This is a genomic window from Microbulbifer variabilis, assembly GCF_052468405.1.
Map to the genome: position 1 here is coordinate 4761034 of NZ_CP174343.1, position 23967 is coordinate 4785000.

Below are 23967 nucleotides of genomic sequence, written 5' to 3' on the forward strand. Positions count from 1 at the left end.
CCGCTCAGACGATGGTCACGAGCGGCTGGTCAAACTCTACCGGTTGGCCATCATCCAGCAGTATGGATTCGATAGTGCCGGCTTTGTCAGCTTCGATCTGGTTCATCATCTTCATCGCCTCAACGATGCAAACTACATCGCCGATTTTCACTTGCTGGCCGACTTTCACGAAAGGTTCGGCACCGGGGCTGGGTGCCGCATAATAGGTGCCTACCATGGGGGATTTCACCGCATGACCGCTAACAGCGGGCTTGGATTCCTTTTCAGCTGGCGCAGTAGCTGCGCTTGGGGCGGGGGCTGCCGGTGCAGGAGCCGGTACAGCAGGGGCGCTGTACATCGGCATGACCTGCTGGTTCGCACCGCTCACTCCTCGACTTATGCGCACAGATTCTTCGCCTTCCTTGATCTCCAGCTCGCCGATATCCGATTCCTCGAGCAGTTCAATTAATTTTTTAATTTTGCGGATATCCATAGTTCATTCACTCGCAGGTTTGATTCATTGGTTTCGAGGCGCCATTCCCAGTTGGTGTATGGCTGCCTGTATTGCCAGCGTGTAGCTGTGTGGGCCGAAGCCGCACACCACACCGCGGGCTATGTCGGATAAGTAAGAGTGGTGCCTGAATTTTTCCCTTGCGTGGGGATTGGACAGGTGTAATTCGATAAACGGTATGGCAACGGCGGCTAGGGCATCTCGCAGAGCGACACTGGTGTGGGTAAACGCCGCAGGGTTGATCACTATGAAATCAACGCCAGTGGAAGACGCCAAATGAATGCGGTCGATCAGGGCAGATTCGCTATTGCTTTGCATGGTCTCCAGCTCGTGCCCGGCATCCTCGCACTGGCGCTCAGCTGCTTCATCAATTTCCGCGAGGGTGCTGGCACCATAGATGTGCGGCTCACGAATGCCGAGCAGGTTGAGGTTGGGGCCGTGCAAGAGTAGGAGTCTAGCCATAATCTGCCTTGAGAATTGTTGCCGAAAAGCCACGAAATGTGGTCTAAAGTTGGCTATCTTGCGGGCAAACTCGAATTTTGGCCTATTTGCCCGAGTGCATTAGGCGAGTGTGCCGCAAAAGTGACTCCCTGTCCATGCCTGTTGAGCAGTTTATCGAAGTTAGCGGCAGTTCGGCGATATTGGGCTAAAAATTAGCGCAAAATATCCAGGTTGTGGCCTTTTTACCCCAGCGAATGGCTACAAAGGCGGAAGTTTCCTCTATGGGATAGATGATGTGCTTAGCCCGCCCTCTGCAGCGGCCTCGAGCTCCATGAGCAACTCCTCACGGGAGAGGATCTGAGGCAGGATTTTGGCGTCACCCCCGCCGGCAGGATAGAGCAAGTACAGGGGTACACTGGTACGTCCGTATTTTGCCAAAAGGGCACTGATATGCGGATCCTGGTTGGTCCAGTCCCCCTTCAGCGCCACGACCCCGAGCTCCTCAATAGCTTTGCTAACTGCATCGCTTGATAGCACCACCTTTTCGTTGGCGAGGCAGGTAATACACCAAGCCGCGGTCATATTGGCTAATACAGCGCGACCCTCTCCTCGTGCGGTTTCCAGCCTTTCTGCCGAATAGGGTTGCCAGTAGTCACTGGTTTGCTGTTGGGCCAGGGGTGTTGTGCTGAGACGCGGTAACAGCATTACTGCGAAAGCGAGCGCGGCAATTGCTACTGTACCGCGTAGCCAATGCCACTGGGGGCGCGGCCAGAGCCAGAGGGCAAATGCGATGGCAACCGTACCTGTGAGAATCAGGGTTACTCCATCTCCACCAGTCTGACGGCCCAGCACCCACAAGAGCCATACCGCAGTCAGGTACATGGGAAATGCCAGCAGCTGCTTGAGTCTATCCATCCAGGGGCCCGGTTGGGGTAGTTTTTTGACTAGACCGGGAATATAGGTCAGCAAAAGGAAGGGGAACGCCATACCAGCGCCCAGGGAGGCAAAAACACTCAGGGCAACGATGGCCGGTTGGGTTACTGCAAATCCCAGCGCAGAGCCCATCAATGGTGCCGTACAGGGACTTGCTACCAGAGTGGCCAGGGCTCCAGAAGTAACGGAGCCGCGTAGACCCTGGCTGTTATTCAGGTTGCTGCCGATACCCATCAGGCCGGCGCCAAACTCAGTGACCCCAGACAAGCTCAACCCCATGATAAAGAACAGGTAGGCCAGTCCTGCCACCAGCCATGGGGACTGAAGCTGGAACCCCCAGCCGATCGCCTCACCACCGGCGCGCAGCGCCAGCATCACTGCGGCGATAGCAACGAAGCTCAGGACTACTCCCGCGGTGTATGCCCAGCCATGATGGTGACGCTGGCTGTCATTCTGAGCCGCCTGGCTCACGGCCAGTAGCTTGATCGAAAGCACCGGAAAAACACAGGGCATTAGGTTCAGCAGCAATCCGCCGGCGAAAGCGAACAGCAAGGCCAGAGGTAGGGTGATCGAGCTGCTGCCAGCATTGGCTCCCTGGGGTGGGGCGCCGGCCGTCGGATCGGCGACATTGGAGAAGCCGCCTTTCGCCGCCTCAATACTGCCGTCCGAGGTGTTTACGGTGTAGTGGCGGGTCTGGGGGGGGTAACACAGCCCTGCATCAGCGCAGCCCTGGTAGTGCAACTCCAGTTGCGCAGTACCAGCCGTGCTTTTAAGGGCAATAGGGAACTCCAGCTGACCGCGGTAGACTTCTGTCTCTTTCTCGAAATAATCATCCCAGATCACTTCTCCATTTGGCAGATCCAGGGGCAGCTGGGTCTTTTGTCCACCAGCGATTTGATAGAGGGCAAGTTTGTCACGGTAAAGGTAGTATTCGGGGGCTATTTCAAAGATGGCACTGAGCTGACTGCCGTTGAGAAGCAGGTCTTGCCTGTAGGCTTCATCTACTGGCAGGAAGGTGTTGTCCTGCGAATTGCTTAGACTCGCAAAAGGGTTGTCTGGGCTCTGAGCCAGGGCTTTGGCACCAGACACAAACAGCAGGATCGCCAGCAGGGCGAGGAAATTATTTCTGAAACTTTTGGTCATCACAGCCATAGATGAAAAAATTCATTATAGTCGGGCGCATAGTTCTGACTGCTGCACCGGACAGGGGTTCAGTTGCGCCAGCAGTATAGCGATGCCAGTGGTACAAAAAAACAACAGCGGGGGATTGCTTTGCCGTCATTTGAACGCCTTCACAACCTTAGTAGCTGCCTGTTCATGATCCTGGTGCTGGGGGCCTGCAGTTCCAATCAGCCAGTTCCCGCTCCACCCACCCCAGCGCCCAAAAAAGCCGGACCCTCAGCGGAGGCAGTAAGGCGGGGCAATGTGAATTTCTTCCTAAAGCGTGCTGAACAAGCCCTGCGCAAGGGGCATCTGACCCAGCCGGCTGGCGCCAGCGCCTATGACTATTACTTGAGGGTACAGCAGCTAGATCCCGGAAATCGCGGGGCGCAAACCGGCATACAGACCATTGTCGTCACCTATGTGGAGCAGGCCCGGGAGGCCCTGCGCCGGCGGGCGTTTGGCGAGGTGCAAACTCTCCTCAAGCGCGCGGAGATGCTTGCGCCAGGCAATGCTCTGGTAGCTGAGGTTCGCGAGAACTTGCTGCGGGAAAGGGGGCGGGCGCGATTAGACCTGCCAGAGGGAGAGAGTATCGGACTTCCGGCTGCAGAGCTGAATGCCAGGTCTAAACATCTCTCCAGTCAGTTGGAAAAGATTGCGCAAAGAATCCGCAAAGAGCAGTTACGCGTCATTATTGTTGCCAGGGATGATGCTGAAGGGCGTTGGATTTACCAGCAGTTGCGCGAAGCTGTGCCTGGTTACCGTGTGCGGGGCGACATAAAGGTCGGTAGCCCGGCGCGACTAGTTCTTGTTAAACCCAGTGGAGGGGTCCAGTGAAAAAACCAGTTTTGTCCGTATGGATAATTGCTGTCGGTGTTCTGTTGTTTGTTAGCAGGGCTTACGCAATAGCCCTGCCTTTACAGGTAGAGGGCTATGCGCGTGAGACGCCCCCAGGTGCCCCAATGAGCGCAGCCTATTTGTCACTTCACAATACAGGAGAGCATTTGCTGTTACTCAAAGCTGTGGAGTTGCGGGGAAAGCAGGATATTGGTGTTGACCTACATACCACTGAGAGCAGTGATGGCATCAGCCGAATGCGTCCGCTAGAGCAATTGGCGATTGCCGCCGGCCAGAAGCTACAGATGGCTCCGGGGGGAGTGCACCTGATGATCCATGGATTACAACTGCGAGAAGGGGAATTACTGCCCCTGCGCCTGGTCTTTACCAACGGTTCCAGTCTTGAGATTGAAGTACCGGTTGTCGGGCCGAATAAAGCAGACAAAGAGCATCATCATCACCATGGCTGAGCCGAACTAGTTTTTTTGTTGAAGTAAGGGGAGGAAATAATGAAAAAATTATTATTGTTTATAGGGGCCCTGTGTTTAGCTGGTTGTGCCCATAGCCCGTTGCAAATCCAGTTGGAGCCACAAGTGCAAGTTGCTTCCGAGTCCTTGGGAGCCGGCCATAGCCTGAGTGTGCGCGGAATCAATGAATTGCCCAACGGTGGCCTGGGTTCTTTGGGGGGGGTTTATGCTGAGACCTCTCAAGTAAGTATCGGCAATGATGCGGGAGAAGCGATTGCCTCGGGTTTACGCCAGGGTTTTGCTAATTGGTCTTTTCGTATCACAGATACCGCCCCCGAAGTACAAGTGGTGGCAAAACTGGTAAAACTCACTTACAACAGTCCCAACACTGTCTACACAACCACTATCGATACCTCAGCTGAAATCCACCTGGAAGTGACTGCTGGAGCCGCCTCATATTTTGCGACTTACAGTACGTCGGGTAAGGATCGCAACCTGGTCAAGCCCAGTCGTGAAGAGGTACAAACCCGGGTTAACGGATTGTTGAGTGCCACCCTGCAAAAAATATTTGATGATGAGAAGCTTAAAAACTTCTTGCTAACTCATCTTTGAATGTGCAATTTAGGCGCCATGTAAGAATGGTGCGGCTGGGAGGCTGAATAATTGAATAAAATCGGCGATCTTGGACGACGATGTCGATATATTCCTTTAGTTTGTGGAAGGAACAACTCTGCAACAACAGAGTTGCCTGCCAAACTGCCTCGCCCGCTCTGGAAATATGGCTGTGACTCTGTTTGATCCAGGCTCTGCCAGGTATCTGGGGCCACTTGCCCAATTGGAAGAGCGCTTCAATCCCAGCGAGCAGGTGAGTCTGCAAGCGGCGGAAGCTGCTCTGGGCGAGATTGCCGATGGAGTGATAGTTACTGACCCCAGCGGGACAGTACTCTATGCCAATCCACTAGTCAGTGAAATGAGTGGGGATCTGGTTGGGTTGCTGCCAGGCCAGTCGTTGAATGACGGATTGATACTCTGGGATGAAAAAGGCGTGCCGCTTCCGCCATTGCTACCGGATTCTCCCGCTGACGAAGTGCCGAGTACCCAGGAAATCAGCGCTTGTATCCACCGACCTGGAGATAGTCGCCCGCCCTTAGAGGTTACAGTACAAGTAATGGCGCTCTGGGATGCCGGTGAATTGAAGCACTATGTACTTGTGTTACGTGATACCTCCGCTGCCCGACGTATTTCTACCCGCCTAAGCTGGCAAACCAGTCACGATACACTCACTCGCCTGCCAAACCGCCAGTATTTTGAGAGCGAGCTGCAAAAACTCCTGTCTCAATGCGTCGATAAACGCCAGCACCACGTACTTCTTTACCTGGATGTATACCAGTTCAAGGTGATCAACGACACTCTCGGCTTTGTCGCCGGTGACCAACTGCTGGTTCAGTTGGTTACCCTGTTGCAGCGGGGTTTGTCCAGTTCCGATCTGTTTGCTCGGGTGGGTAGCGATGAATTTGCCATCCTGTTGAGAGATTGCACCCTGGAAGAGGGAGGGCGGGTAGTTGCGCGCCTGCGAGAATCCGTGCAGGAGTTTAGATTCCACTGGTTGGGCAATGACAACCGGGTGGCTATTTCCATTGGTGTGGTGGGAGTGGACCGCTTTACTCCCAATGCCAGTCAGCTACTTGCCACTGCCAATGATGCGTGCTGTTCAGCGCGGGAGCAGGGGCGTAACCGGGTTAAATTATTTGGTGACTCCCGCAAGTCGCTGGAGAAACGCCGTGAAACCACTTGGGTGGCAGAGATCCATGCGGCCCTGCGTGAAGATCGCCTGATTCTCTATAGGCAGCCGGTAGTCGCACTCCAGGGAGAGCGCAAGGTACACCATTTTGAGATTCTGGTGCGCATGCGTGGCCGGGATGGAGGGGTGATTTCTCCAGGCCTGTTTCTGCCGGCAGCCGAGCGCTACGGCTTGATCGAGGAGGTCGATCGCTGGGTAATCCGCAAGGTGTTCCACTATATGGCCCAGGAGCAACATATCGGGATTGCCGGCACCAGCTATGCCATTAATATCTCCGGTATCAGCCTGGGTGACGAGACTTTTGCCGATTTTGCACTGCAGGAGTTAGCCGATGCGGGAGTCACACCTTCAAGAGTGCAGTTTGAGATTACCGAAACCAGCGCAATTAATAATTTGGAGCGTGCGTTAATCTTTATTCACAAGCTGCGCGCAGCCGGTTGCAGTTTTGCCCTGGATGATTTTGGTCGCGGTGTTTCCTCCCTGGCCTACCTGCGCCAGCTGCCGGTGGACTACCTCAAAATTGATGGAAGCTTTGTGCGCAATATGCTTGAGGATGAAATTGATAGTGCCATGGTGAGCACTATCGATCATCTGGCCAAGCGTATGGGTATCAGTACTATCGCCGAATATGTGGAGAGCCCGGAACTGATGGAGCGGCTTTGTCAGATGGGGGTGGACTACGCCCAGGGCTTTGGTATTGCCGCTGCCACCGGGCTGCCCGAAATAGGGGATTTCCAAGGCCTTTGAAATAGAGAGGCGGCCATAAGGCCGCTTACCGATTACCATCCATAAAACAGCGAACCTTTTAAATAACTGCTGCGAGCAGTTCCGAGTGCTGTTCAGCCTGCAGGCGGGGACCATACTGGCTAACCACTTGCGCGGCGGCGCGACAAGCCAGTTCTCCCGCCTCTACAAACCCCATTTCCCGGTTGATCCCGTACAGGAAAGCACCTGCAAACATATCCCCGGCGCCATTGGTATCGATGGCATGGACTTCGGGGCTGGCCACGCGTTTAAGTTGTGTGCCATCCCACAGGAGTGCTCCATCGGCGCCGAGGGTGATAGCGAAGCTGCGGCAATAGTCACGCAGTGCTTCGGCGGCTGCATCCAGGGAATCGGTTCCGGTAAAGCCTAGGGCTTCATCGCGGTTGCAGAATAGGATATCTACGCCACCACCAATCATTTCCCGCAGGCCTTCGCCGAAGAACTGTACCATTGCCGGATCAGACAGGCTCAGGGCGGTTTTCACTCCAGCCTGTTGTGCCTGCTCGCGCAGGGTGATCGCTGCTTTACGGCCGGTCTCGGAAGAGACCAGGTAGCCTTCGATATAAGCCCATTGGGAGGATGCCAGAGCTTCATTGTCCAGTTCGGCCACAGACAACTTCTCGCTAATACCCAGGTAGGTATTCATACTGCGTTCGGCATCCGGGGTAATCAGTACCAGGCACTTGCCTGTGGTACCCCCATCGGCTTCCTGCAGGCTGGCAGGATAGTCGACGCCTGCGGCACTGAGATTATTGCGATAAAAATCGCCATTATCATCTGCAGCAACTTTACAGGAGTAAAAAGTGTTCAGTCCGAAATAGCTGGCAGCAATTACAGTGTTGGCGCCAGAGCCACCGCAGGCACGCTTGGCTGTGACCAAGTGATCCTGCAGGTCATCTACAAGCTGCTGCTGCCTGGCATCGTCGACCAGAGTCATGATTCCCTTTTCAACACCGAGGGCTGACAAGTCCGTGTCGGATACTTCAATTTCCGTATCCAGCAGGGCGGCGCCAATGCCGTAGAGATCGTATTGCCTCATATCTATCCTTTTCGGGGTATTTGTCTAGATTTCCGCCGCATTATGGCTGTGATTACAGCAAGTGCAAGGCGGTAGGTTTGACTTCAGCGAGGCATTGTTTATAAAGGCGCGTTAAGCCTCAATATGAACTAATAGGGCGTACTTGTGGTCAATCCACGAACAAGTCGTAGCACTTCGATTTACGACCGGCCAGTATTTATTCTGGCGTGGGAGTCAGGTGGTTCAGGGATGTTCCCCAAAGGCACCGGTCCGGGTGCCGGAGGCAAGATACCAGTGGAGCTGCCACCAGCTGGTACCCTGCCAAAGATAGTGACTGGGCTGTCGTGCCCCGCTGTCAATTGATGTACTGACCTGGCAGCTGGATACCTCTTTTTATGGCCTCGACCAAACGCCGGCGCGGCAAAGCGTCACAGCCGAAGAGACGATACCGCTGGCTCAAATTCCTGTTCCTGCTGGCTCTGGTGGGAGCACTCTCCCTTGCTGGTTATATGGCCTACCTGGATGTACAACTGCGAGAGCGTCTGGATAGCCGCCAGTACCAGCTGCCGGCGCGAGTCTATGCTCGTCCCCTGGTTTTGCGCGAAGGGATGGTGATGCATCCGGATGAATTAGCCTCCGAGTTTGCAGCACTTAATTACCGCAAGCAGGAAACCCTCAGCGAGCCCGGTTCCTGGTCCCAAAATGGCATGGATTACTCTGTTTGGCGTCGCGATTTTATTCACTCCAATGGCCGAGAGCCGGCGGCAGTGGTTTCTTTCCGCCTGCGCAACGATGAGATTAGCAATCTGCGCGATAGCGATGGGCAGCGCATCGCGGAATTCCGCCTGGATGCGGCCAATATTGGCTCCTTGCTCGGAGGTGGTGATGATCGCAACCCTGTAAGATTTAGCGATATCCCGCCGCTGGTGGCCAATACTCTGATTGCTGTGGAGGACCAGGATTTCCTCAACCATTTTGGTATATCCCCTCGGGGTATTGCTCGTGCCATGGTTGCCAACGTGAAGGCCGGGCGTCTGGTACAAGGTGGTTCCACCATCACTCAGCAGCTGGTGAAAAATATATTTTTTGATCACAAGCCGAGCCTGCAGCGAAAAATTAATGAAGCGCTGATGGCAGTTTTGATGGAGATCCACTACGACAAAGGCTACATCCTGCAGGAGTACATCAACGAGGTTTGGCTCGGACAGCAGGGCGCCCGAGGCATCTATGGTTTCGGGCTGGCCTCTGAATTTTACTTCCAGCAGCCACTGGACACCCTGGAACCGCATCAGGTGGCATTACTGGTGGGTTTGGCCAAGGGCGCTTCTTACTACAATCCCTGGCGACACCCCGAGCGTGCACTCGAGCGTCGTAACACTGTATTGGAACTAATGCTGGAGCAGGGGTTAATTTCCCAGGCTGAGTTCGAACTCTATGCGGCCAAACCCTTGGGGGTGGTGAAAGGTGGAGTGACTGCGCAAAACCCTTACCCTGCTTTCACAGAGCGGTTATTGGCGGAATTGCGCCCCTACTATTCCTATGAAGAGCTGCGGACCGCGGGCTTGAGGATCTATACCAGCTTGTCGCCTTCGGTACAGAAGCTGGCCGAAGAGGCTATCAGTAATGGGGTCCTGCAGCTGGAAAAGGACCGGGGAATTAAGGTCAATACTTTACAGGCCGCCACCGTGCTGATGGACAACCGCAGCGGTAACGTGCTGGCGATGGTGGGAGACCGCGATCCGGATTATCCGGGCTTTAACCGCGCGCTTGAGGCCCGCCGGCAAGTGGGCTCGCTGATCAAGCCCGCAGTCTTCCTCACTGCCCTTGAGCGCCCAGAAGAGTACAATCTGGCGACGCTTATTGACGATGCGCCTGTGCGCATCGAAGAGGCGGACGGCGATGTGTGGATGCCGCAGAATTTCGACAAGCTAGCCCACGGCCAGGTACCTCTTTACGTAGCGCTTGCAAAATCCTACAACCTTGCCACAGCGCACCTGGGGCTGGATCTGGGGCTGCAGAATGTGCGTCAGACCATTCGCCGTCTGGGAGTGGAAACCAGCCTGCCGAAGGTGCCGGCGATGTTACTGGGTGCCGTTGAAATGACACCATTTGAAGTGGCTGGCATGTATCAGACTATTGCCAACGGTGGCGAAACTGTGGAGCCGCGCACTTTGCTGGCAGTCTCCGATGCCGGTGGCGGGCGTGTCCAGAACTTCCGTCGCCGTGCCCATCGCGGAGTTGATGCGGTACCGGCCTACCTGCTCCGCTGGGGTCTGGAGCAGGCTATGCGTGAGGGTACCGGACGCAGGTCTGCCAAGCGTTTACCTAGCAGTGTGGCATTTGCAGGTAAAACCGGAACTACCAACAATAACCGCGACAGCTGGTTTGCCGGTTTCTCTCCGGAGATTACTGCAGTGGTTTGGCTCGGGCGCGATGACAATGAGCGCACTCGCCTGACGGGGTCTACCGGTGCACTGCCAATTTGGACAGAGATCATGCGCAAGCTGCCCCATGAGCATGGGCCTGTGGAGCCGCCGCGGGGGGTGGAGGTCAAGTCGGTGAATGCACGCGGCGAATATATGGACCCGGACTACTGTCGTGGCGGATATGAAATTCCTTTCTCCTACGAGACGCGCCTGCAGCCGGCACCGGAATGTCGCGGGCGTGATCGTTGGCGCTGGTTTCGCAACCTGTTTGGCAATGGGCGCTCAGAGGCGGCACCGCGGGAGCAAATGACTCCCGGCTGGGGTGTAGATCCCAGCGAGCAGCAGCTGCGTGAGCAGCGTCGTCGCCAAATGCAGGAACAGTTGCGTGGTGATGATGCGGAAGAATTTGGTGTTGATCGGGGGTACGAAGAAGAGCCCGTCGAGCTCCCCCGCAACCAATCTTTTGAATCGGGCCCTGGCGGCGCCCCCGTAGAGGAGGCTCAGCCGATAGGCCCGGCACTGGAAGACCAGTGGCCCTGACTTAAGTCGCGTGACCGAGAGTCGCGCGCGATTCTTGACGACTAGCTCTGCAGCAGTCGTGCGGCCTCTTCGGCGAAGTAGGTGAGGATGCCATCTGCACCGGCGCGCTTAAAGGCGAGCAGTGATTCCAAGATAACAGCCTCCCGCTGTAGCCAGCCGTTCTCGAAGGCGGCACAGTGCATCGCGTACTCTCCGCTCACCTGGTAGGCGAAGGTGGGCACTCGCAATTCTTCCTTCACCCTACGTACTATATCCAGATAGGGCATACCCGGTTTAACCATCACCATATCAGCACCTTCCTGCAGATCCAGAGTGCACTCGTGTATGGCTTCATCGGTATTGGCTGGGTCCATCTGGTAGCTGGCTTTACTGCCGCCTTTCAAATTGCCCGCTGAGCCAACCGCGTCGCGGAAGGGACCGTAGTAGGCAGAGGCGTACTTGGCCGCGTAGGACATAATCAGGGTATTGGTGTGGCCTGCCCCTTCGAGAGCCTGGCGAATGGCGCCGATGCGACCGTCCATCATATCTGAAGGTGCGACCATGTCTGCACCGGCAGCTGCATGGGATAGAGCCTGCTGCACCAGTACTTCTACAGTTTCATCGTTGACGATATAACCGCTGTGGTCCATCAGCCCGTCCTGGCCGTGGCTGGTAAAGGGGTCCAGGGCTACATCGGTAATGACGCCCAGCTCAGGCGCAGCATCTTTCAGCTCACGCACGGCGCGCTGGGCCAAGCCATCGGCATCGTGGGCGGCACTGGCGCAGTCTGATTTTGCCGAGGGATCTACCACGGGAAACAGGGCCACTGCGGGGATGCCCAGTTGCTGCAGTAGCTTCGCTTTTCTCGCCAACAAATCCACACTCAGGCGCTCCACCCCTGGCATAGAGGCTACCTTTTGGGTTTCGTTGCGCCCCTCGATTACAAACAGCGGCAGGATCAGGTCATCGCAACTGAGCTGGGTTTCACGCACCAGGCGACGCGAAAAATCCTGGGCACGCAGGCGGCGCAGGCGGGTGTTGGGATAGGCACCGCGGCCGAGACTTTGACTCATAGGGCATTTACTCCGACTATCCATAAGGCTGCAGAAATCCTGCAGCCACAATTGGCGGCCATCATATCAAATTGCTTACCGCGGTGATTTCGGAGGCTCCATAAGTCCCCGCAGTTAGCCTCCATTCAGGGTTGAGCTGAGCGCAGATAGCGCACCAGTGATTTACCGGCGGCTTCAATATGTTGTGTCAGTAATGTTGTGGCTAGCTCTCTATCTCCCCTTTTCAGGGCTTTGAGAATGGAGAAATGCTCCCCCTGGCTAGTGTTTTGGTATTGCAGGCTGCGGGATTGGTAACCGATATAGCGTTCACACTGGCGGTGTAGTTGTTCCACTGCAGAAAAAAGCGTTGGTCGCTCGGCTGCCTTGTAAATGCAGGCATGGAACTGCCAATTCAGGTTGCCGATTAGTTCGGCGGACATTTGGGGGTTGGCCTCCATCGAATCGAGAATATCGTTGGCTCGCCCCAGTACTTCCCCACTGAGCTTATCTAGCGCCAGGGTCTGCAATAGGGGCTCGAGGCGCATACGCATCAGGTAGAGGTCCTCTACTTCGATAGGGTCAAACTGAGGCACTGCAACACCGCGCTTGCCGTGTGGTGAGAGCCAGCCTTCATTTCGAAGTTGATGCAGGGCATCCCGTACCGGGATACGGCTTACATCGTAGAGTTCAGCAAGTTCAACCTGCCTTAATACTTGCCCTGGGATGAAGCGCCCCCGCTGTAGATCTGCTTTGATTTTATCGTATAGGCCCATTGGAGCTTATGAACTCCTGCGGTTAAAAAGCCAGTAACAGGCGAGCCCGCCCAGTAGCCCCCAAAATGCGGAGCTGACACCAAACAAACTAATACCTGAAGCGCTGACTAAGAATGTGATGATTGCCGCTTCTCGATGTTCTGCTTCTGCCGTAGCACTTGCCAGGCTATTGCCAATGACCCCTATCAATGCCAAGCCCGCAAGGCCGGCGATTAATTCCTGTGGAAAAGCGCTAAATAATGCCACTACGCTGGCACCACACAAGCCCACGATTAGATAAAAGATACCGGCCGCAATACCGGCGGTATAGCGCTTGTCTGGATTGGGATGCGCCTCAGGACCGGTGCAAATTGCCGCCGTAATAGCGGCCAGGTTGAAGGCAAACCCGCCAAAAGGGGTCAGTAGTAGGGAAGCCAGGCCCGTACCGCTGATGACTGGGGAAATGGGCACTCTTCCATAGCCGCTGGCAGCCAGAGTTGCGGCACCGGGCAGATTCTGGGAGGTCATAGTGACGATAAACAAAGGCAGTCCAATACCGATCAAAGTGGAAAGGCGAAACTCCGGAGTAACCCATACGGGTTGTGCGGCTTGCCAGTGGATTTGATCGAAAGCGATCAATTGTAGCTTCCAGCAGGCTGAGACCCCGACCATGAGTACCAAAAGAATGGCATACCGCGGCGCCCATCTCCGCCCAACTATGTAGGTTAGGGACATAGCGCCAACAAGAATTGGCTGGGCTTGCAGGGATGTGAATACAGAGAGGCCAAATTGCAACAGTATACCTGCGAGCATGGCACTGGCGATGGGGGTTGGTACCAGACGATTGACCCGGTCAAAGGCTCCAGAAAGGCCTACCAGCAGAGTTAATATGGCGCTGCAGACGAAAGCTCCAATAGCTTCGGTAATCGGAATCCCGGTGAGACTGGTGGCCAGCAATGCTGCGCCTGGGGTCGACCACGCAGTAATCACGGGAGCCCGGTAATACCAGGAAAAGGCGATACAGGTTAGCCCCATTCCCAATCCGAGGGCACCGATCCATGAGCCGGTCATTAGCTGGTCGGCACCGGCAGCCCGTGCGGCCTCAAAAACAATCGCTGCTGAGCTGGCCACTCCTACCAGAACTGTGATGAACCCGGCGCTGACAGTGGAGAGGCTGGTATCTAAAAGTGGCGATTTATTCAAAATGTATACCTTTTAAATTATGTATACATTTTTGTAGATGCTTTAACAATACACAAGACTTATGCGTCGAAGCGCGCCAATACCTGAGAAATGGTTGTGATTTGTGCGAGTGGTAAAATGGGATTTAGTGTTGGAGTGCAGCACCTGCGGGCGGCAGGTGCTGTAGCGGGGGCAATCAGTCGAGGCGTGCAAAGACTTTTTCTGCAGCGGCTATGGTTGCTTCAATATCCTCATCGGTGTGAGCCGCGGACATAAACCCGGCCTCGTAGGATGCTGGTGCCAGATAGACCCCCTCCTCGAGCATGCCGTGGAAGAAGCGATTAAAGCGCTCATTGTTGCATGCCATTACCTGCTGGTAATTGGTGACCTTTGACTCCTCGGTGAAGAAAAAGCCGAACATGCTGCCAACTTTGTTGGCCGTAACAGGAATACCTGCTGTCTTCCCGGCAGCGAGAATGCCTTCCACCAGGCGGTCTGTCCTGGCTACCAGTGGCTTGTAGAAGTCGCTCTCCTCTACCAAGCGTAGGGTTTCCAGGCCTGCCACCATGGCCACCGGATTTCCGGACAGGGTGCCTGCCTGATAAACCGGCCCCAGTGGAGCTATCTGCTCCATAATTTTGCGTTTGCCACCGAAGGCGCCTACTGGCATACCGCCACCGATTACTTTACCGAGGGTAGTAATATCGGCTTCGATACCATAAAAGCCCTGAGCGCCAGTCAGGCTCACGCGAAAACCGGTCATTACCTCGTCAAGAATTAACAGGGCGCCGTGCTGGTCGCAGACTTCCCGCAGGGTTTCCAGAAAGCCGGGCACCGGGGGAATACAGTTCATATTACCGGCTACGGGTTCGACGATAATGCAGGCGATCTGATCACCGAACTCTTCGAAGCAGGCGCGTACAGCATCTGGATCGTTGTAACTCAGGGTGATGGTGTGGTCCGCAAGGGCGGCAGGCACCCCTGGGGAGGAGGGCACGCCCATGGTCAGGGCGCCGGAACCGGCTTTGACCAGCAATGAGTCTGAATGGCCGTGGTAGCAGCCCTCAAACTTCACAATCTTATCCCGTCCGGTATAACCGCGTGCCAAGCGAATGGCGCTCATTGTGGCTTCGGTGCCGGAGTTGACGAAGCGCACCAGATCCATATTTGGCCATAGCCGGCAGAGTTCCTCGGCCAGCTCGGTTTCCAGCTCGGTGGGAGCGCCAAAGCTGAGGCCGGATTGAGCCTGCTCCACAACGGCCTCGATGACTTCGGGGTGGGCGTGGCCTAAAACCATGGGCCCCCAGGACTGTACATAGTCGATATAGCGCTTGTCATCAGCGTCGTAGAGGTAGGCGCCCTCGGCACGGCGGATAAATACCGGCGTACCGCCAACCGCGCGGAAAGCCCGTACCGGAGAGTTAACGCCGCCGGGAATGTACTGCTGTGCTTCTGCGAAGAGCTGCTCGGATTTACTCATAGAATTCATTCAGAAATTACGGAATAGGCCAAGAATCAGCGGACCATTATCGCGGCGACAGGCCTTGAGGACAATGTGGAGATCACAGGGGGTGTGGATTTCGGGTTGGCCGGCGGGTCGCACCGATTTTCACACCGATGCGGCAAGTCACTTGTCGGGCAGGGAGAGGCTTTAGCGCTCACACCAGAAAAGGCGATTGGGTATCGGCCGCCCCATACCCAGGCGGCGGCTGTCGCGAATGGCGCTCCAGGCATACTGTTGGCTGCGACTGACAGCCTCAATGATGGTCAGGCCGTGGGCAATATGGCAGGCGATCGCTGTGGCCAGGGTTCCGCAGACCCCATAGGCCGCTGGTGGCAACCGTTCCCAGTGGAATTCCCGGATCAGGCCACGTTCGTCATAGAGACGGTTTTGTAGCTGTTGCTCATGGGGTACGCCAGTAAGTAACAGATAGCGGCAACCGCTTTCAAGCAGCTCCTGGGCCATGGCGTCATGGGTATCGGCCTCCACCGCCATAGCGCGGGCTTCGCGGCGATTTGGGCAGACCATGGTGGCATAGGGGAGTAGTAGGGAGGCCATGGCTTCCCATAGTGGGGGGGCCAACACACTTTCCTTATCCGCCAGTGTGGCATCGGGGTCGATCACTACCGGGATATCGGGGTAGTCCCGCAATACGCTGTGCAGTGCCCGAACATTCTCTACGGAGCCCAGGTATCCCACCTTGATTGCAGCTACCGGCATATCTTCCAGAACTGTGCGGGTTTGCTCTACTAGCAAGCTTTCATCTACTGGAGCAACCCCAAGCAGTTCGCCAGTGTTACACACACTGATGGCGGAAACCGCGGAGGCAGCATGGCAGCCCAGGCTGACAGCCGTCTCCGTATCTGCGGCTATTCCTGCACTGCCGCTAGGGTCATGGTGGGTGACGGTCAGAATAACGGGCTGCGGTGTATCCATAGAAAATCTACATGACTGCCAAAAGCTGTGCGCCTAATTTTAGTTGCTGGCTGCCCGATACAAAGAATGATTCTGCGCCAAATTAAAATGGCTTGACCACAGCCAGAATCACAATGGCAAACAAGGCTACAGTCGGAACCTCATTAAAAATACGAAAATAGCGTCCGCTACGGGTATTGGTACCCTGGGCAAACTTACGCACATAGGCTCCACACATATGATGATAGGCCAGTAACAGCACGACAAAGGTAAGTTTCGCGTGCATCCAGCCTGCGGATGTGTAGTAAGCCGGGTTTAGGCTGTAGAGCCAGATGCCTAGAGCTACGGTAGCGATCATCGCGGGAATGGCGATACCGCGGTACAGGCGTCGCTCCATAATGCAAAAGCGATCGCGACTTACGGCGTCTGTGGCATCGACATGGTAGACAAAAAGGCGTGGCAAGTAGAAAAGCGCAGCAAACCAGCACACCATGGCGATAATGTGAAAAGCCTTGATCCACAGCATTGAATATCCCCTCAAAAAGAAACGCGAAATTATTTTATTTCCGGTAAAAGTTATCGATCTGTAGTGGCAGAATAATGCCCGCGATGCGATTGTCCAGTGAGCCGCTCTGATGGCGACTGATATACAGGGCATCGGCTCCAGTGCTTTTCAGTTTTTGCTGGGCTTCGAGCAGGGTGGCGCACCAATTTAGTTCGGCCATTTGTTTACGCTCGCCAGGAATTTTAAGCAGGTCTATGAGGGGGGGCTGCCCAGGTTTTTCCTCCTCTTGTTTTACTGTGGTTTCTGTATCCCCACCTTTTTCGGCACCCTGTAAAAATGTGGCCAGGTCGGCAGCACGCAACAATTGCGGAGCGGGTTCATCGGGCAGGTCGATCAAAATCCACTGGGGGTGTTGAGCGATTAACTCTCTCGCCTGATCAACTGGGATTTCCCTTGGTTCAACGACAAAGTTTCTGTCCATTTGGCTGGCTACGCCGACACTACTGAGCATTTGTTGGCGCCAGGTGGGGGTCCCGGCCTTGTTCAAGGCGCGTAAGGTTTCCTGGTAAATCCCCCGGGTGGCGAATACCTGTCTGCTAATAAGCATCGCTACTACGATCATCATCATGCCTGGGAACAGGACATTCGGATTGTAGGTCAGTTCGAGAATTGCCAGCAAAGCTGCCAGTGGAGCATTGAGCATTGCCGCCATCATTGCGGCCATACCCACCATTGCATAAAAGCCCGGGCTGGCGGTGTGTGGTCCCAGCCACATATTGGCGAGGCCTCCGGCGATCCCCCCCAGGCAGGCACCAAGAATCAGGGCTGGGCCTATGACTCCTCCGGGGATACCCAGCCCCGAACCCAGTGCTGTTGCCACCAACTTGGCGGCAACAATTACCGTTAATGTGGCGATGCCCAATTCTCCCAGCATTGCCATTTGCAGGGTGTCGTAGCCACCACCAAGAATTTCAGGTACCCAAATGCCTAAGGTGCCGGTTACAAGTCCCACCAGTAAGAAGCGCAGTAGCGGGGAGCGATACTGTTGGCGTGTCAGGCTGCGGTGGGCCCAAATAAATAGAGCTGCCAAGAGTCCGATTGCGAGTGCGCAGAGAAATAGGATAGGCAGCTCTGCGAGGGAGTTAAGCTGGATAGCCGGAACGTTAAAGTCTGGCTCACGCCCAAAGGTAATTTGGGTGATGGCACTGCCAGTCACTGCAGCCAACATGACAGGTAAAAAACCCACCACTGAATACTCGAGCATCACCACTTCCATGGCGAACACCATCCCGGCCAAAGGAGTATTAAAAGATGCGGCGATAGCTGCGGCTACACCGCAGCCCAGCAGGCTGCGTGCCGAGTTATTGGGCAGGTGCAGTACACGTGCTAGCCAGCTGCCACTGGCGGCTCCAAGGTGTACAGCAGGCCCCTCACGTCCTACAGAGTGGCCGCTGATCAGAGCAATGGCGCCGGCAAAAAACTGCAGTAGAGCATTTTGTATTGGCATTTTGCCCTGATGGTTATAGAGGCGATCGAGAACATGCACCACACCGACGTCGTAGCGCTTGGGGCTGAGTAGCAGATAGATAATGCCGATCACCAGTGAGCCCAGCACAGGTAGGGCAAATCGCCAGAAAGGCGATAAGGATTCATAATTTTGGGGGACTGACAGGAAAAATGTTGTAGGCCACTCCATTGCCAGGCGGAAGAGAATAGTTACACCTCCAGCCAATAGCCCAGTAATTAATGCCATACCCACTAGTGGCGCTAAAGCCTCCTTGGCAGAGAGTTGCAAACGCACGTGTTCCAAGCTATTTGTCTTGGGTAAACACCGAGCTAACGCGTTTTTCAGTAATTTCCTAGGGCGCTGTGACACTGCACATCCTTCAAGTGCTGGGGCTTATGGTAGAGTGCTTGGCTGGTTTTATGATTATCGTCTCAGTTGGCAGATTTACCGGGAGATTTTAGCAAGGTGATTAAGGTAGCAATTGTTGGTGGCACCGGCTACACAGGTGTTGAACTGCTAAGGCTTTTGACGACACATCCGCAAGCAGAAGTTACCGCAATCACCTCCCGCTCTTTGAAAGGCACCCCGGTGGCGGAGTTATTTTCCAGCTTGCGAGGCCATTATGACTTGGCTTTTTGTGAGCCGGATATTGAGCAATTGTCCGCTTGTGATGTGGTATTTTTTGCCACTCCCCATGGGGTTGCCCAGGCCCAGGTGCCGGCGTTAATTAAAAGAGGTGTACGAGTTATCGACCTCTCCGCCGATTTCCGCCTCAAAGATATTTCCATCTGGGAGCAGTGGTATGGCCAGGAGCATGCTGCTCCCGAGTTGGCCCAGGAGGCCATATACGGATTACCGGAAGTAAATCGTGCCGAGATAGCTGGTGCTCAATTGGTGGCCTGCCCAGGTTGTTATCCCACTGCGATTCAGCTGGGCTGGATTCCACTATTGGAGGCGGGCGCTATTGAACCAGCGGGCTTAATCGCCAGCGCTGCTAGTGGTGCCAGCGGTGCGGGTCGCCAGGGTAAGACGGATTTGATATTGGCTGAAAACAACGACAGTTTCCGCGCCTATGGGGCTGCTGGCCATCGCCACTTACCCGAAATTGAGCAGGGGCTACGACGGGTCCAACCCTGTGAGGCGAGCCCTGCCCAGGTGACCTTTGTTCCACATCTCCTGCCAATGATCCGGGGCATACACGCAACCTTGTTCGCGAAGTCCAAGACAGATATGTCACCACTGGAATTGCAGCAGTTGTTTGAAAATCGCTATCAGAATGAGCCTTTTGTGGATGTTCTCCCCGCTGGCAGTCACCCTCAAACCCGTAGTGTGAGAGGTACGAATATGTGTCGTATTTCCGTGATGCAGCCCCAGGGTCGGGATACTCTGCTGGTAATGTCGGTAATCGATAACCTCGCCAAGGGCGCTTCTGCCCAGGCGATACAGAATATGAACATTATGTTTGGCCTAACTGAGACGTTGGGCTTGGAGAGCCCGGCGCTGCTGCCTTAGAATCAAAAAAATACGACAATCGATAAAACCCGGTTAAGCCGTAGCGGATTTTTGGGAGCTCAGAGTGAAAGGCAGCAAGCAGTACCGTATGAAAGTGGTGCCCCATCGCCCCTTTTCAGGTGTAATCACAGCAGGTGGTGTCGCCCTGTTGGTACTGGTTACTTCCGCCAGCTCTTACTACGCCGGACAGTATCAACTGCGTAAAAACCTCGATGAAAAAACGAGGGAGTACACAAGGGTACTGGGGCGCCTTGAGGCGTTGAACAGTGAAAATGAAACTCTGCGCATGCGTGCAGCAACTGCTGAGCAGTCCCTGGCGATTGGTGAGCAGGCCAGTGAGACTGTACGAACCGAGCTTGTGCAGAAAGAAAACCAGATCGCAGAGCTAAAGCAGGAAATCTCTTTTTACCGCGGCGTTATGGCCCCGGCAGATGGTGGTGAGGGAGTATCTATAGGCCGCTTTATTCTTTCGCAGACGGCTGATGCGCGGAGTTACCAATACAAATTACAAGTCCAGCAGTCGGCGGTGCAACGCAACGTGGTTCAAGGCTCAGCCACTTTCACTGTGGTGGGGCGCCAGGATGGAGAGCTGAAAAGCTACCCACTAAAAGATTTGTCTGACCAGGTGGAGAGCGTATCCATTCCACTGCGTTTTAAATACTTCCAGAATATTGAGGGCGAACTGCGCCTCCCCGAGGGCTTTGTTCCTGAAGGGGTGGAGTTATCGCTTAAGTCTACCGGGCGCAAGGGATTCAATATCGAACAGCGCTACGGTTGGCTGGTACAGAAAAGCTAGCATTAATGCCAGAGGCATGAGGTTTTAGGGATTATGTTGAGAAAAAAAGAGAAACAAGTAGCTATGGCCAGTTCCGGTAGTAACCACACGACCCTAATTGCGCGCCAGACAGAAGTATCTGGGGATATTCACTTTCGTGGCAATCTGGTCATTGAGGGCAAGGTAAAAGGCAATGTCACCGCTCATAGCGATAGTGATGCGCGCCTGCAGATAGTCGATGGCGGAATCATAGAGGGAGAGATCCGTGTTCCTCAGGTGGTGATTAACGGAAACGTGAATGGCGATGTGTACGCCACGCGCCACCTGGAGCTGGCGGCCAAGGCTATGGTGGAAGGCAATGTGCACTATAAGCTGATTGAGATGGTAAAGGGTGCCCAGGTGAACGGGGCCCTGGTTTCCAACGTGGATATTAGCTCCGCTGGTGAGCCCCCCATGATCGGTTACTCGGAAGATGAGACTGTCATCGAGGCTTCCTGAAGCCCACTCGACAGGCCTGGCAGGTGAGTAGCACCAGAGCCTGTTGCTCGCAAATACTTGACTGGTTTCCTGGGTTTAAGCAAGATGACGCCCCCGTAGCTGCATTCTGCATAGCTTTTATGCGAGCTGCGAATGTCCCGATGAGTTGAGAGAGACTTATGTCAGAAGCTGTATCCTTTTCTCCTGCGCCACTGGTAGTCACCGATAAAGCTGTGGCCAAGGTAAAGAGCCTGTTGGAAGAGGAGGGCAACCCGGAGCTCAAGCTCAGGGTGTTCGTCACCGGTGGTGGCTGCTCAGGATTCCAATACGGTTTTACCTTCGATGAACTGGTTGCCGAAGACGATGCCATCATTGAGAAAGATGGTATCCAGGTACTGGTTGACGCCATGAGTTATCCATACTTGGTTGGCGCCAATGTTGATTACGAAGAGGGTTTGGCCGGATCTCGCTTTGTGGTGCAGAACCCCAATGCTTCCTCAACCTGTGGGTGCGGCTCCTCCTTCTCGATCTGAGCCGCACTTTAGGCGATTTGAGCGGTGTTTCAGGGGGAGTAAATGGCGCCCAAAACAGCCTCTTTTTTTGCTCCTGTGACTCCGGGGCAGTTGCCGGGCAGGCCGAGTAGAGTCTGCCGGGCCAGCCAGGCAAAGCCCACAGCTTCGAGCCAGTCGGCATCGATTCCATAAGTGCCGGTATCGGTAATTGACCAGGTTGGCAGTCGTCTCTGCAGCCGAGACAGCAGATCTTTATTTTTGGCCCCGCCCCCACAAATCAGTAGTTCCCCCCCATCAGCGAACAAATGCACAGCCTCGGCAATACTGGCGGCAGTTACTTCCGACAGGGTTGCCTGCACGTCTGCAGGAGACAGCTCCAGGCCAGCTAGCGCCTGCTCCAGCCAGCTGGCATTGAAGGTTTCACGGCCGGTGCTCTTGGGAGGCTCCGCAGCAAAATAGGGATCTGACATCAGGCGATTGAGCAACTCGGGGTGGGCACGACCACCAGCGGCCCAGGCGCCATCCCGGTCAAACGGTTGCTTCTTATGTAGGTTCACCCAATAGTCCAGCAAGGCGTTGCCGGGCCCGGTATCGTAACCATATACACTGCCATCGGCTGTCAGCTCGGTGATATTGGCCATTCCACCGATATTCACCACGGCGCGATTGCCCTCGGTTTTAAAAGCGGCGCGGTGAAATGCGGGCATCAGTGGCGCACCCTGGCCTCCGAGGGCCATATCGCGTCGGCGGAAGTCCGCTACCGTACTGATACCAGTCAAAGCTGCGATAGTGTTCGGGTCCCCCAGTTGTAAAGTGAAGGGGGAGGTCACAGTGCCTGGCGGGCGGTGCCGCACAGTTTGTCCGTGGCTGCCAATTGCGGTTACTGCGCTGGCCTCAATACCGGCACGGGCCAACAGGGTATTGGTGGCCTCGGCAAAAGCCTGGCCGAGCTGTCGGTCCAACTGTCCGGCACGATCCAGTTCAGAGGGACCTGGGGCGCAGAGGGCTAGGATGGCATCACGCAGCGAGGGGTGAATCGGTTGGCCCAGAGCTGCCAGGATACGCGGCTTGATTCTCTCTTCGCCGCCAAAATCGACCAGTGCAGCGTCGATGGAATCGACGCTGGTGCCGGACATCAGACCGATAAAAAGATCGGGCATATTGAATGGCGCTTTATCAATTGTTTTCGTCAAGTTTGGCCAATGCTGGGCCCTGGTAGTTTTCCAGTTTTGCCAGCAGAGGTTGAGTCTGGTTTTTGAAGCGCGTCATTTCAGAGGACGGCACTGACTTGGCTTTGGGAAGCTTGCGCACAATTGTTGCAGGGTTCCGATGTCTTCCGTCCACCAGGAATTCGTAGTGCAGGTGTGGACCGGTTGCATACCCGGTTGAGCCTACAGTGCCTATTACTTGGCGCTGTTTTACTCGTTGACCTTTCTTCACTTTGCGTTTGGTCAGGTGTAGGTAGCGGGTAACGTAACGTTCTCCGTGCTGAATAAATACATAATTGCCGTTGGGCTTACTGTAACCGGATGCGATCACACGGCCATCCCCTGTCGAGTAAACCGGGGTGCCACGCGGGGCGGCATAATCTGTGCCGTTGTGAGGGCGGCGCGACTTGAAAACCGGGTGCAAGCGCCGTGGATTAAAGTGGGAGCTGATGCGCACTATATCCAGCGGCGTACGAATAAATGCCTTGCGCATGCTTTTGCCTTCAGGCGTGTAGTAATTGGCGTCGCCGCTACTGTCGATGTAGCGCACTGCACTGTAAGTGCGGCCCTGATTGGTAAAACTGACCGCTAGAATGGGGCCGTTGCCAATTTTTTCCCCATCCAGGAATTTCTCTTCAAACATCACGCTAAAGGTGTCGCCCTGGCGTATATCCAGTGCAAAATCGATATCGGAGCTGAACACATCAGCCACTTCCATAATCAGGCTATCACTCAGACCGGCCTCACTTCCGGCAACAAACAGGGAACTGTCAATTTGAGCCAGGCGATAGGCGGGGTGGCTGTCAGGCTGGCGCTGTACCAACGTATGCTGGAAGTCATTACCCTCTGCGCGGGTAAATTTGACTTGGTTGAGACGGTCTCTCTGTAGTTCCAGACTTTGCAGTTGGCCTTCGGAGTTGACCTTAAATGTCAGCTCTTCACCGGGAGTCAGACGCGCTAGTTTCTTAGCTTCCTTGCCGCTGCCAAGCAGCTGATACATTTCGCCTGCGCTCACTTTGGCACGCTTGAACAGATCGGAAAGGGTGTCTCCGTTGCGCACCGTGAGGTTCAGGGACTGTATTGCCTCTACCGTCGCACTCGCCAAGGGAATGCTCTGGCGGGGCGAGACAGCCGCCAGTTGCTTGTCAATTTCCAGCGTGTCTTCATCTAAGGAGGAGAGATTGACGTCCAGGGGCATGCGCTTGGCTTCT

At 55.0% G+C, this 23967-nt stretch carries 22 protein-coding genes (1 of these 22 only partly in view); 9 read left to right on the forward strand and 13 right to left on the reverse strand.

Going from position 1 to position 23967, the window contains the following annotated elements:
* Window positions 1-4 precede the first annotated feature (4 nt).
* From accB to ACJJJB_RS21460, 3 genes are all read right to left on the reverse strand, one after another.
* Window positions 5-472: an acetyl-CoA carboxylase biotin carboxyl carrier protein gene (gene accB, locus ACJJJB_RS21450; protein ID WP_445365470.1), complete on the reverse strand. Its 468-nt coding sequence runs from the start codon at window positions 470-472 to the stop codon at window positions 5-7.
* Window positions 473-496: 24 nt separating this feature from the next.
* Window positions 497-952: a type II 3-dehydroquinate dehydratase gene (aroQ, locus tag ACJJJB_RS21455; RefSeq protein ID WP_020411489.1), complete on the reverse strand. Its 456-nt coding sequence runs from the start codon at window positions 950-952 to the stop codon at window positions 497-499.
* 258 nt (window positions 953-1210) lie between these two features.
* Complete coding sequence (locus tag ACJJJB_RS21460; protein WP_445365471.1) at window positions 1211-3007, reverse strand: protein-disulfide reductase DsbD family protein; 1797 nt, start codon at window positions 3005-3007, stop codon at window positions 1211-1213.
* A gap of 72 nt (window positions 3008-3079) precedes the next feature.
* Here ACJJJB_RS21460 and ACJJJB_RS21465 point away from each other — a divergent pair, with 72 nt between their 5' ends.
* From ACJJJB_RS21465 to ACJJJB_RS21480, 4 genes are all read left to right on the forward strand, one after another.
* Window positions 3080-3862, forward strand: coding sequence for an N-acetylglucosaminyltransferase (locus ACJJJB_RS21465; protein ID WP_445365472.1), 783 nt, complete (start codon window positions 3080-3082; stop codon window positions 3860-3862).
* Window positions 3859-4332: a copper chaperone PCu(A)C gene (locus ACJJJB_RS21470; RefSeq protein ID WP_020411486.1), complete on the forward strand. Its 474-nt coding sequence runs from the start codon at window positions 3859-3861 to the stop codon at window positions 4330-4332. The genes ACJJJB_RS21465 and ACJJJB_RS21470 overlap by 4 nt, the downstream gene beginning before the upstream one ends.
* Window positions 4333-4371: 39 nt before the next feature.
* Window positions 4372-4941 carry a YajG family lipoprotein gene (locus ACJJJB_RS21475; RefSeq protein ID WP_353377056.1) on the forward strand — a complete coding sequence of 190 codons (570 nt, stop codon included), beginning with the start codon at window positions 4372-4374 and terminating at the stop codon, window positions 4939-4941.
* 166 nt (window positions 4942-5107) lie between these two features.
* Window positions 5108-6877 (forward strand): EAL domain-containing protein, encoded by a 1770-nt coding sequence (locus tag ACJJJB_RS21480; RefSeq protein WP_020411484.1) that lies wholly within the window; start codon window positions 5108-5110, stop codon window positions 6875-6877.
* A gap of 58 nt (window positions 6878-6935) precedes the next feature.
* Here the strand turns inward: ACJJJB_RS21480 and ACJJJB_RS21485 are convergent, their stop codons facing one another.
* Entirely contained in the window at window positions 6936-7934 is a 999-nt protein-coding gene (locus ACJJJB_RS21485; RefSeq protein ID WP_020411483.1) for an adenosine kinase, read from the reverse strand.
* Between the two features lie 374 nt (window positions 7935-8308).
* Between ACJJJB_RS21485 and mrcB the strand changes: the two genes are divergently transcribed.
* Complete coding sequence (mrcB, locus tag ACJJJB_RS21490) at window positions 8309-10879, forward strand: penicillin-binding protein 1B (RefSeq protein WP_444902287.1); 2571 nt, start codon at window positions 8309-8311, stop codon at window positions 10877-10879.
* Window positions 10880-10920: 41 nt separating this feature from the next.
* Here the strand turns inward: mrcB and hemB are convergent, their stop codons facing one another.
* From hemB to ACJJJB_RS21525, 7 genes are all read right to left on the reverse strand, one after another.
* Complete coding sequence (hemB, locus tag ACJJJB_RS21495) at window positions 10921-11931, reverse strand: porphobilinogen synthase (protein ID WP_444945763.1); 1011 nt, start codon at window positions 11929-11931, stop codon at window positions 10921-10923.
* A gap of 125 nt (window positions 11932-12056) precedes the next feature.
* Window positions 12057-12683, reverse strand: coding sequence for a GntR family transcriptional regulator (locus ACJJJB_RS21500; RefSeq protein WP_020411480.1), 627 nt, complete (start codon window positions 12681-12683; stop codon window positions 12057-12059).
* 6 nt (window positions 12684-12689) lie between these two features.
* Window positions 12690-13865 carry a benzoate/H(+) symporter BenE family transporter gene (locus ACJJJB_RS21505; protein WP_445365473.1) on the reverse strand — a complete coding sequence of 392 codons (1176 nt, stop codon included), beginning with the start codon at window positions 13863-13865 and terminating at the stop codon, window positions 12690-12692.
* Window positions 13866-14040: 175 nt separating this feature from the next.
* Window positions 14041-15324, reverse strand: coding sequence for a glutamate-1-semialdehyde 2,1-aminomutase (gene hemL, locus ACJJJB_RS21510; protein WP_020411478.1), 1284 nt, complete (start codon window positions 15322-15324; stop codon window positions 14041-14043).
* Window positions 15325-15495: 171 nt separating this feature from the next.
* On the reverse strand, window positions 15496-16281 hold the full coding sequence (gene thiD, locus ACJJJB_RS21515) for a bifunctional hydroxymethylpyrimidine kinase/phosphomethylpyrimidine kinase (protein WP_020411477.1): 786 nt from the start codon (window positions 16279-16281) through the stop codon (window positions 15496-15498).
* Window positions 16282-16363: 82 nt separating this feature from the next.
* Window positions 16364-16786 (reverse strand): protoporphyrinogen oxidase HemJ, encoded by a 423-nt coding sequence (gene hemJ / locus ACJJJB_RS21520; RefSeq protein ID WP_282951756.1) that lies wholly within the window; start codon window positions 16784-16786, stop codon window positions 16364-16366.
* 34 nt (window positions 16787-16820) lie between these two features.
* Window positions 16821-18566, reverse strand: coding sequence for a chloride channel protein (locus ACJJJB_RS21525; RefSeq protein ID WP_353377116.1), 1746 nt, complete (start codon window positions 18564-18566; stop codon window positions 16821-16823).
* Between the two features lie 171 nt (window positions 18567-18737).
* On the opposite strand from ACJJJB_RS21525, the gene argC reads away from it, so the two are divergent.
* The 4 genes from argC to erpA all read left to right on the forward strand — a co-directional run bounded on the left by argC (window position 18738) and on the right by erpA (window position 21569).
* Window positions 18738-19784 carry an N-acetyl-gamma-glutamyl-phosphate reductase gene (gene argC / locus ACJJJB_RS21530; RefSeq protein WP_445365474.1) on the forward strand — a complete coding sequence of 349 codons (1047 nt, stop codon included), beginning with the start codon at window positions 18738-18740 and terminating at the stop codon, window positions 19782-19784.
* A 64-nt stretch (window positions 19785-19848) separates the two neighbouring features.
* Complete coding sequence (locus ACJJJB_RS21535) at window positions 19849-20580, forward strand: DUF6776 family protein (protein ID WP_445365475.1); 732 nt, start codon at window positions 19849-19851, stop codon at window positions 20578-20580.
* A 33-nt stretch (window positions 20581-20613) separates the two neighbouring features.
* On the forward strand, window positions 20614-21057 hold the full coding sequence (locus ACJJJB_RS21540; protein WP_444945761.1) for a bactofilin family protein: 444 nt from the start codon (window positions 20614-20616) through the stop codon (window positions 21055-21057).
* A 158-nt stretch (window positions 21058-21215) separates the two neighbouring features.
* Window positions 21216-21569: an iron-sulfur cluster insertion protein ErpA gene (erpA, locus tag ACJJJB_RS21545; protein ID WP_020411471.1), complete on the forward strand. Its 354-nt coding sequence runs from the start codon at window positions 21216-21218 to the stop codon at window positions 21567-21569.
* A 29-nt stretch (window positions 21570-21598) separates the two neighbouring features.
* Here the strand turns inward: erpA and ACJJJB_RS21550 are convergent, their stop codons facing one another.
* Window positions 21599-22708 carry an anhydro-N-acetylmuramic acid kinase gene (locus ACJJJB_RS21550; RefSeq protein ID WP_445365476.1) on the reverse strand — a complete coding sequence of 370 codons (1110 nt, stop codon included), beginning with the start codon at window positions 22706-22708 and terminating at the stop codon, window positions 21599-21601.
* Between the two features lie 16 nt (window positions 22709-22724).
* Window positions 22725-23967, reverse strand: the 3' portion of a protein-coding gene (locus ACJJJB_RS21555; protein ID WP_444945760.1) for a peptidoglycan DD-metalloendopeptidase family protein. It continues 137 nt past the right edge of the window; 1243 of the gene's 1380 nt are visible here — the last part of the coding sequence; its start codon lies off the right edge, out of view; it ends in the stop codon at window positions 22725-22727.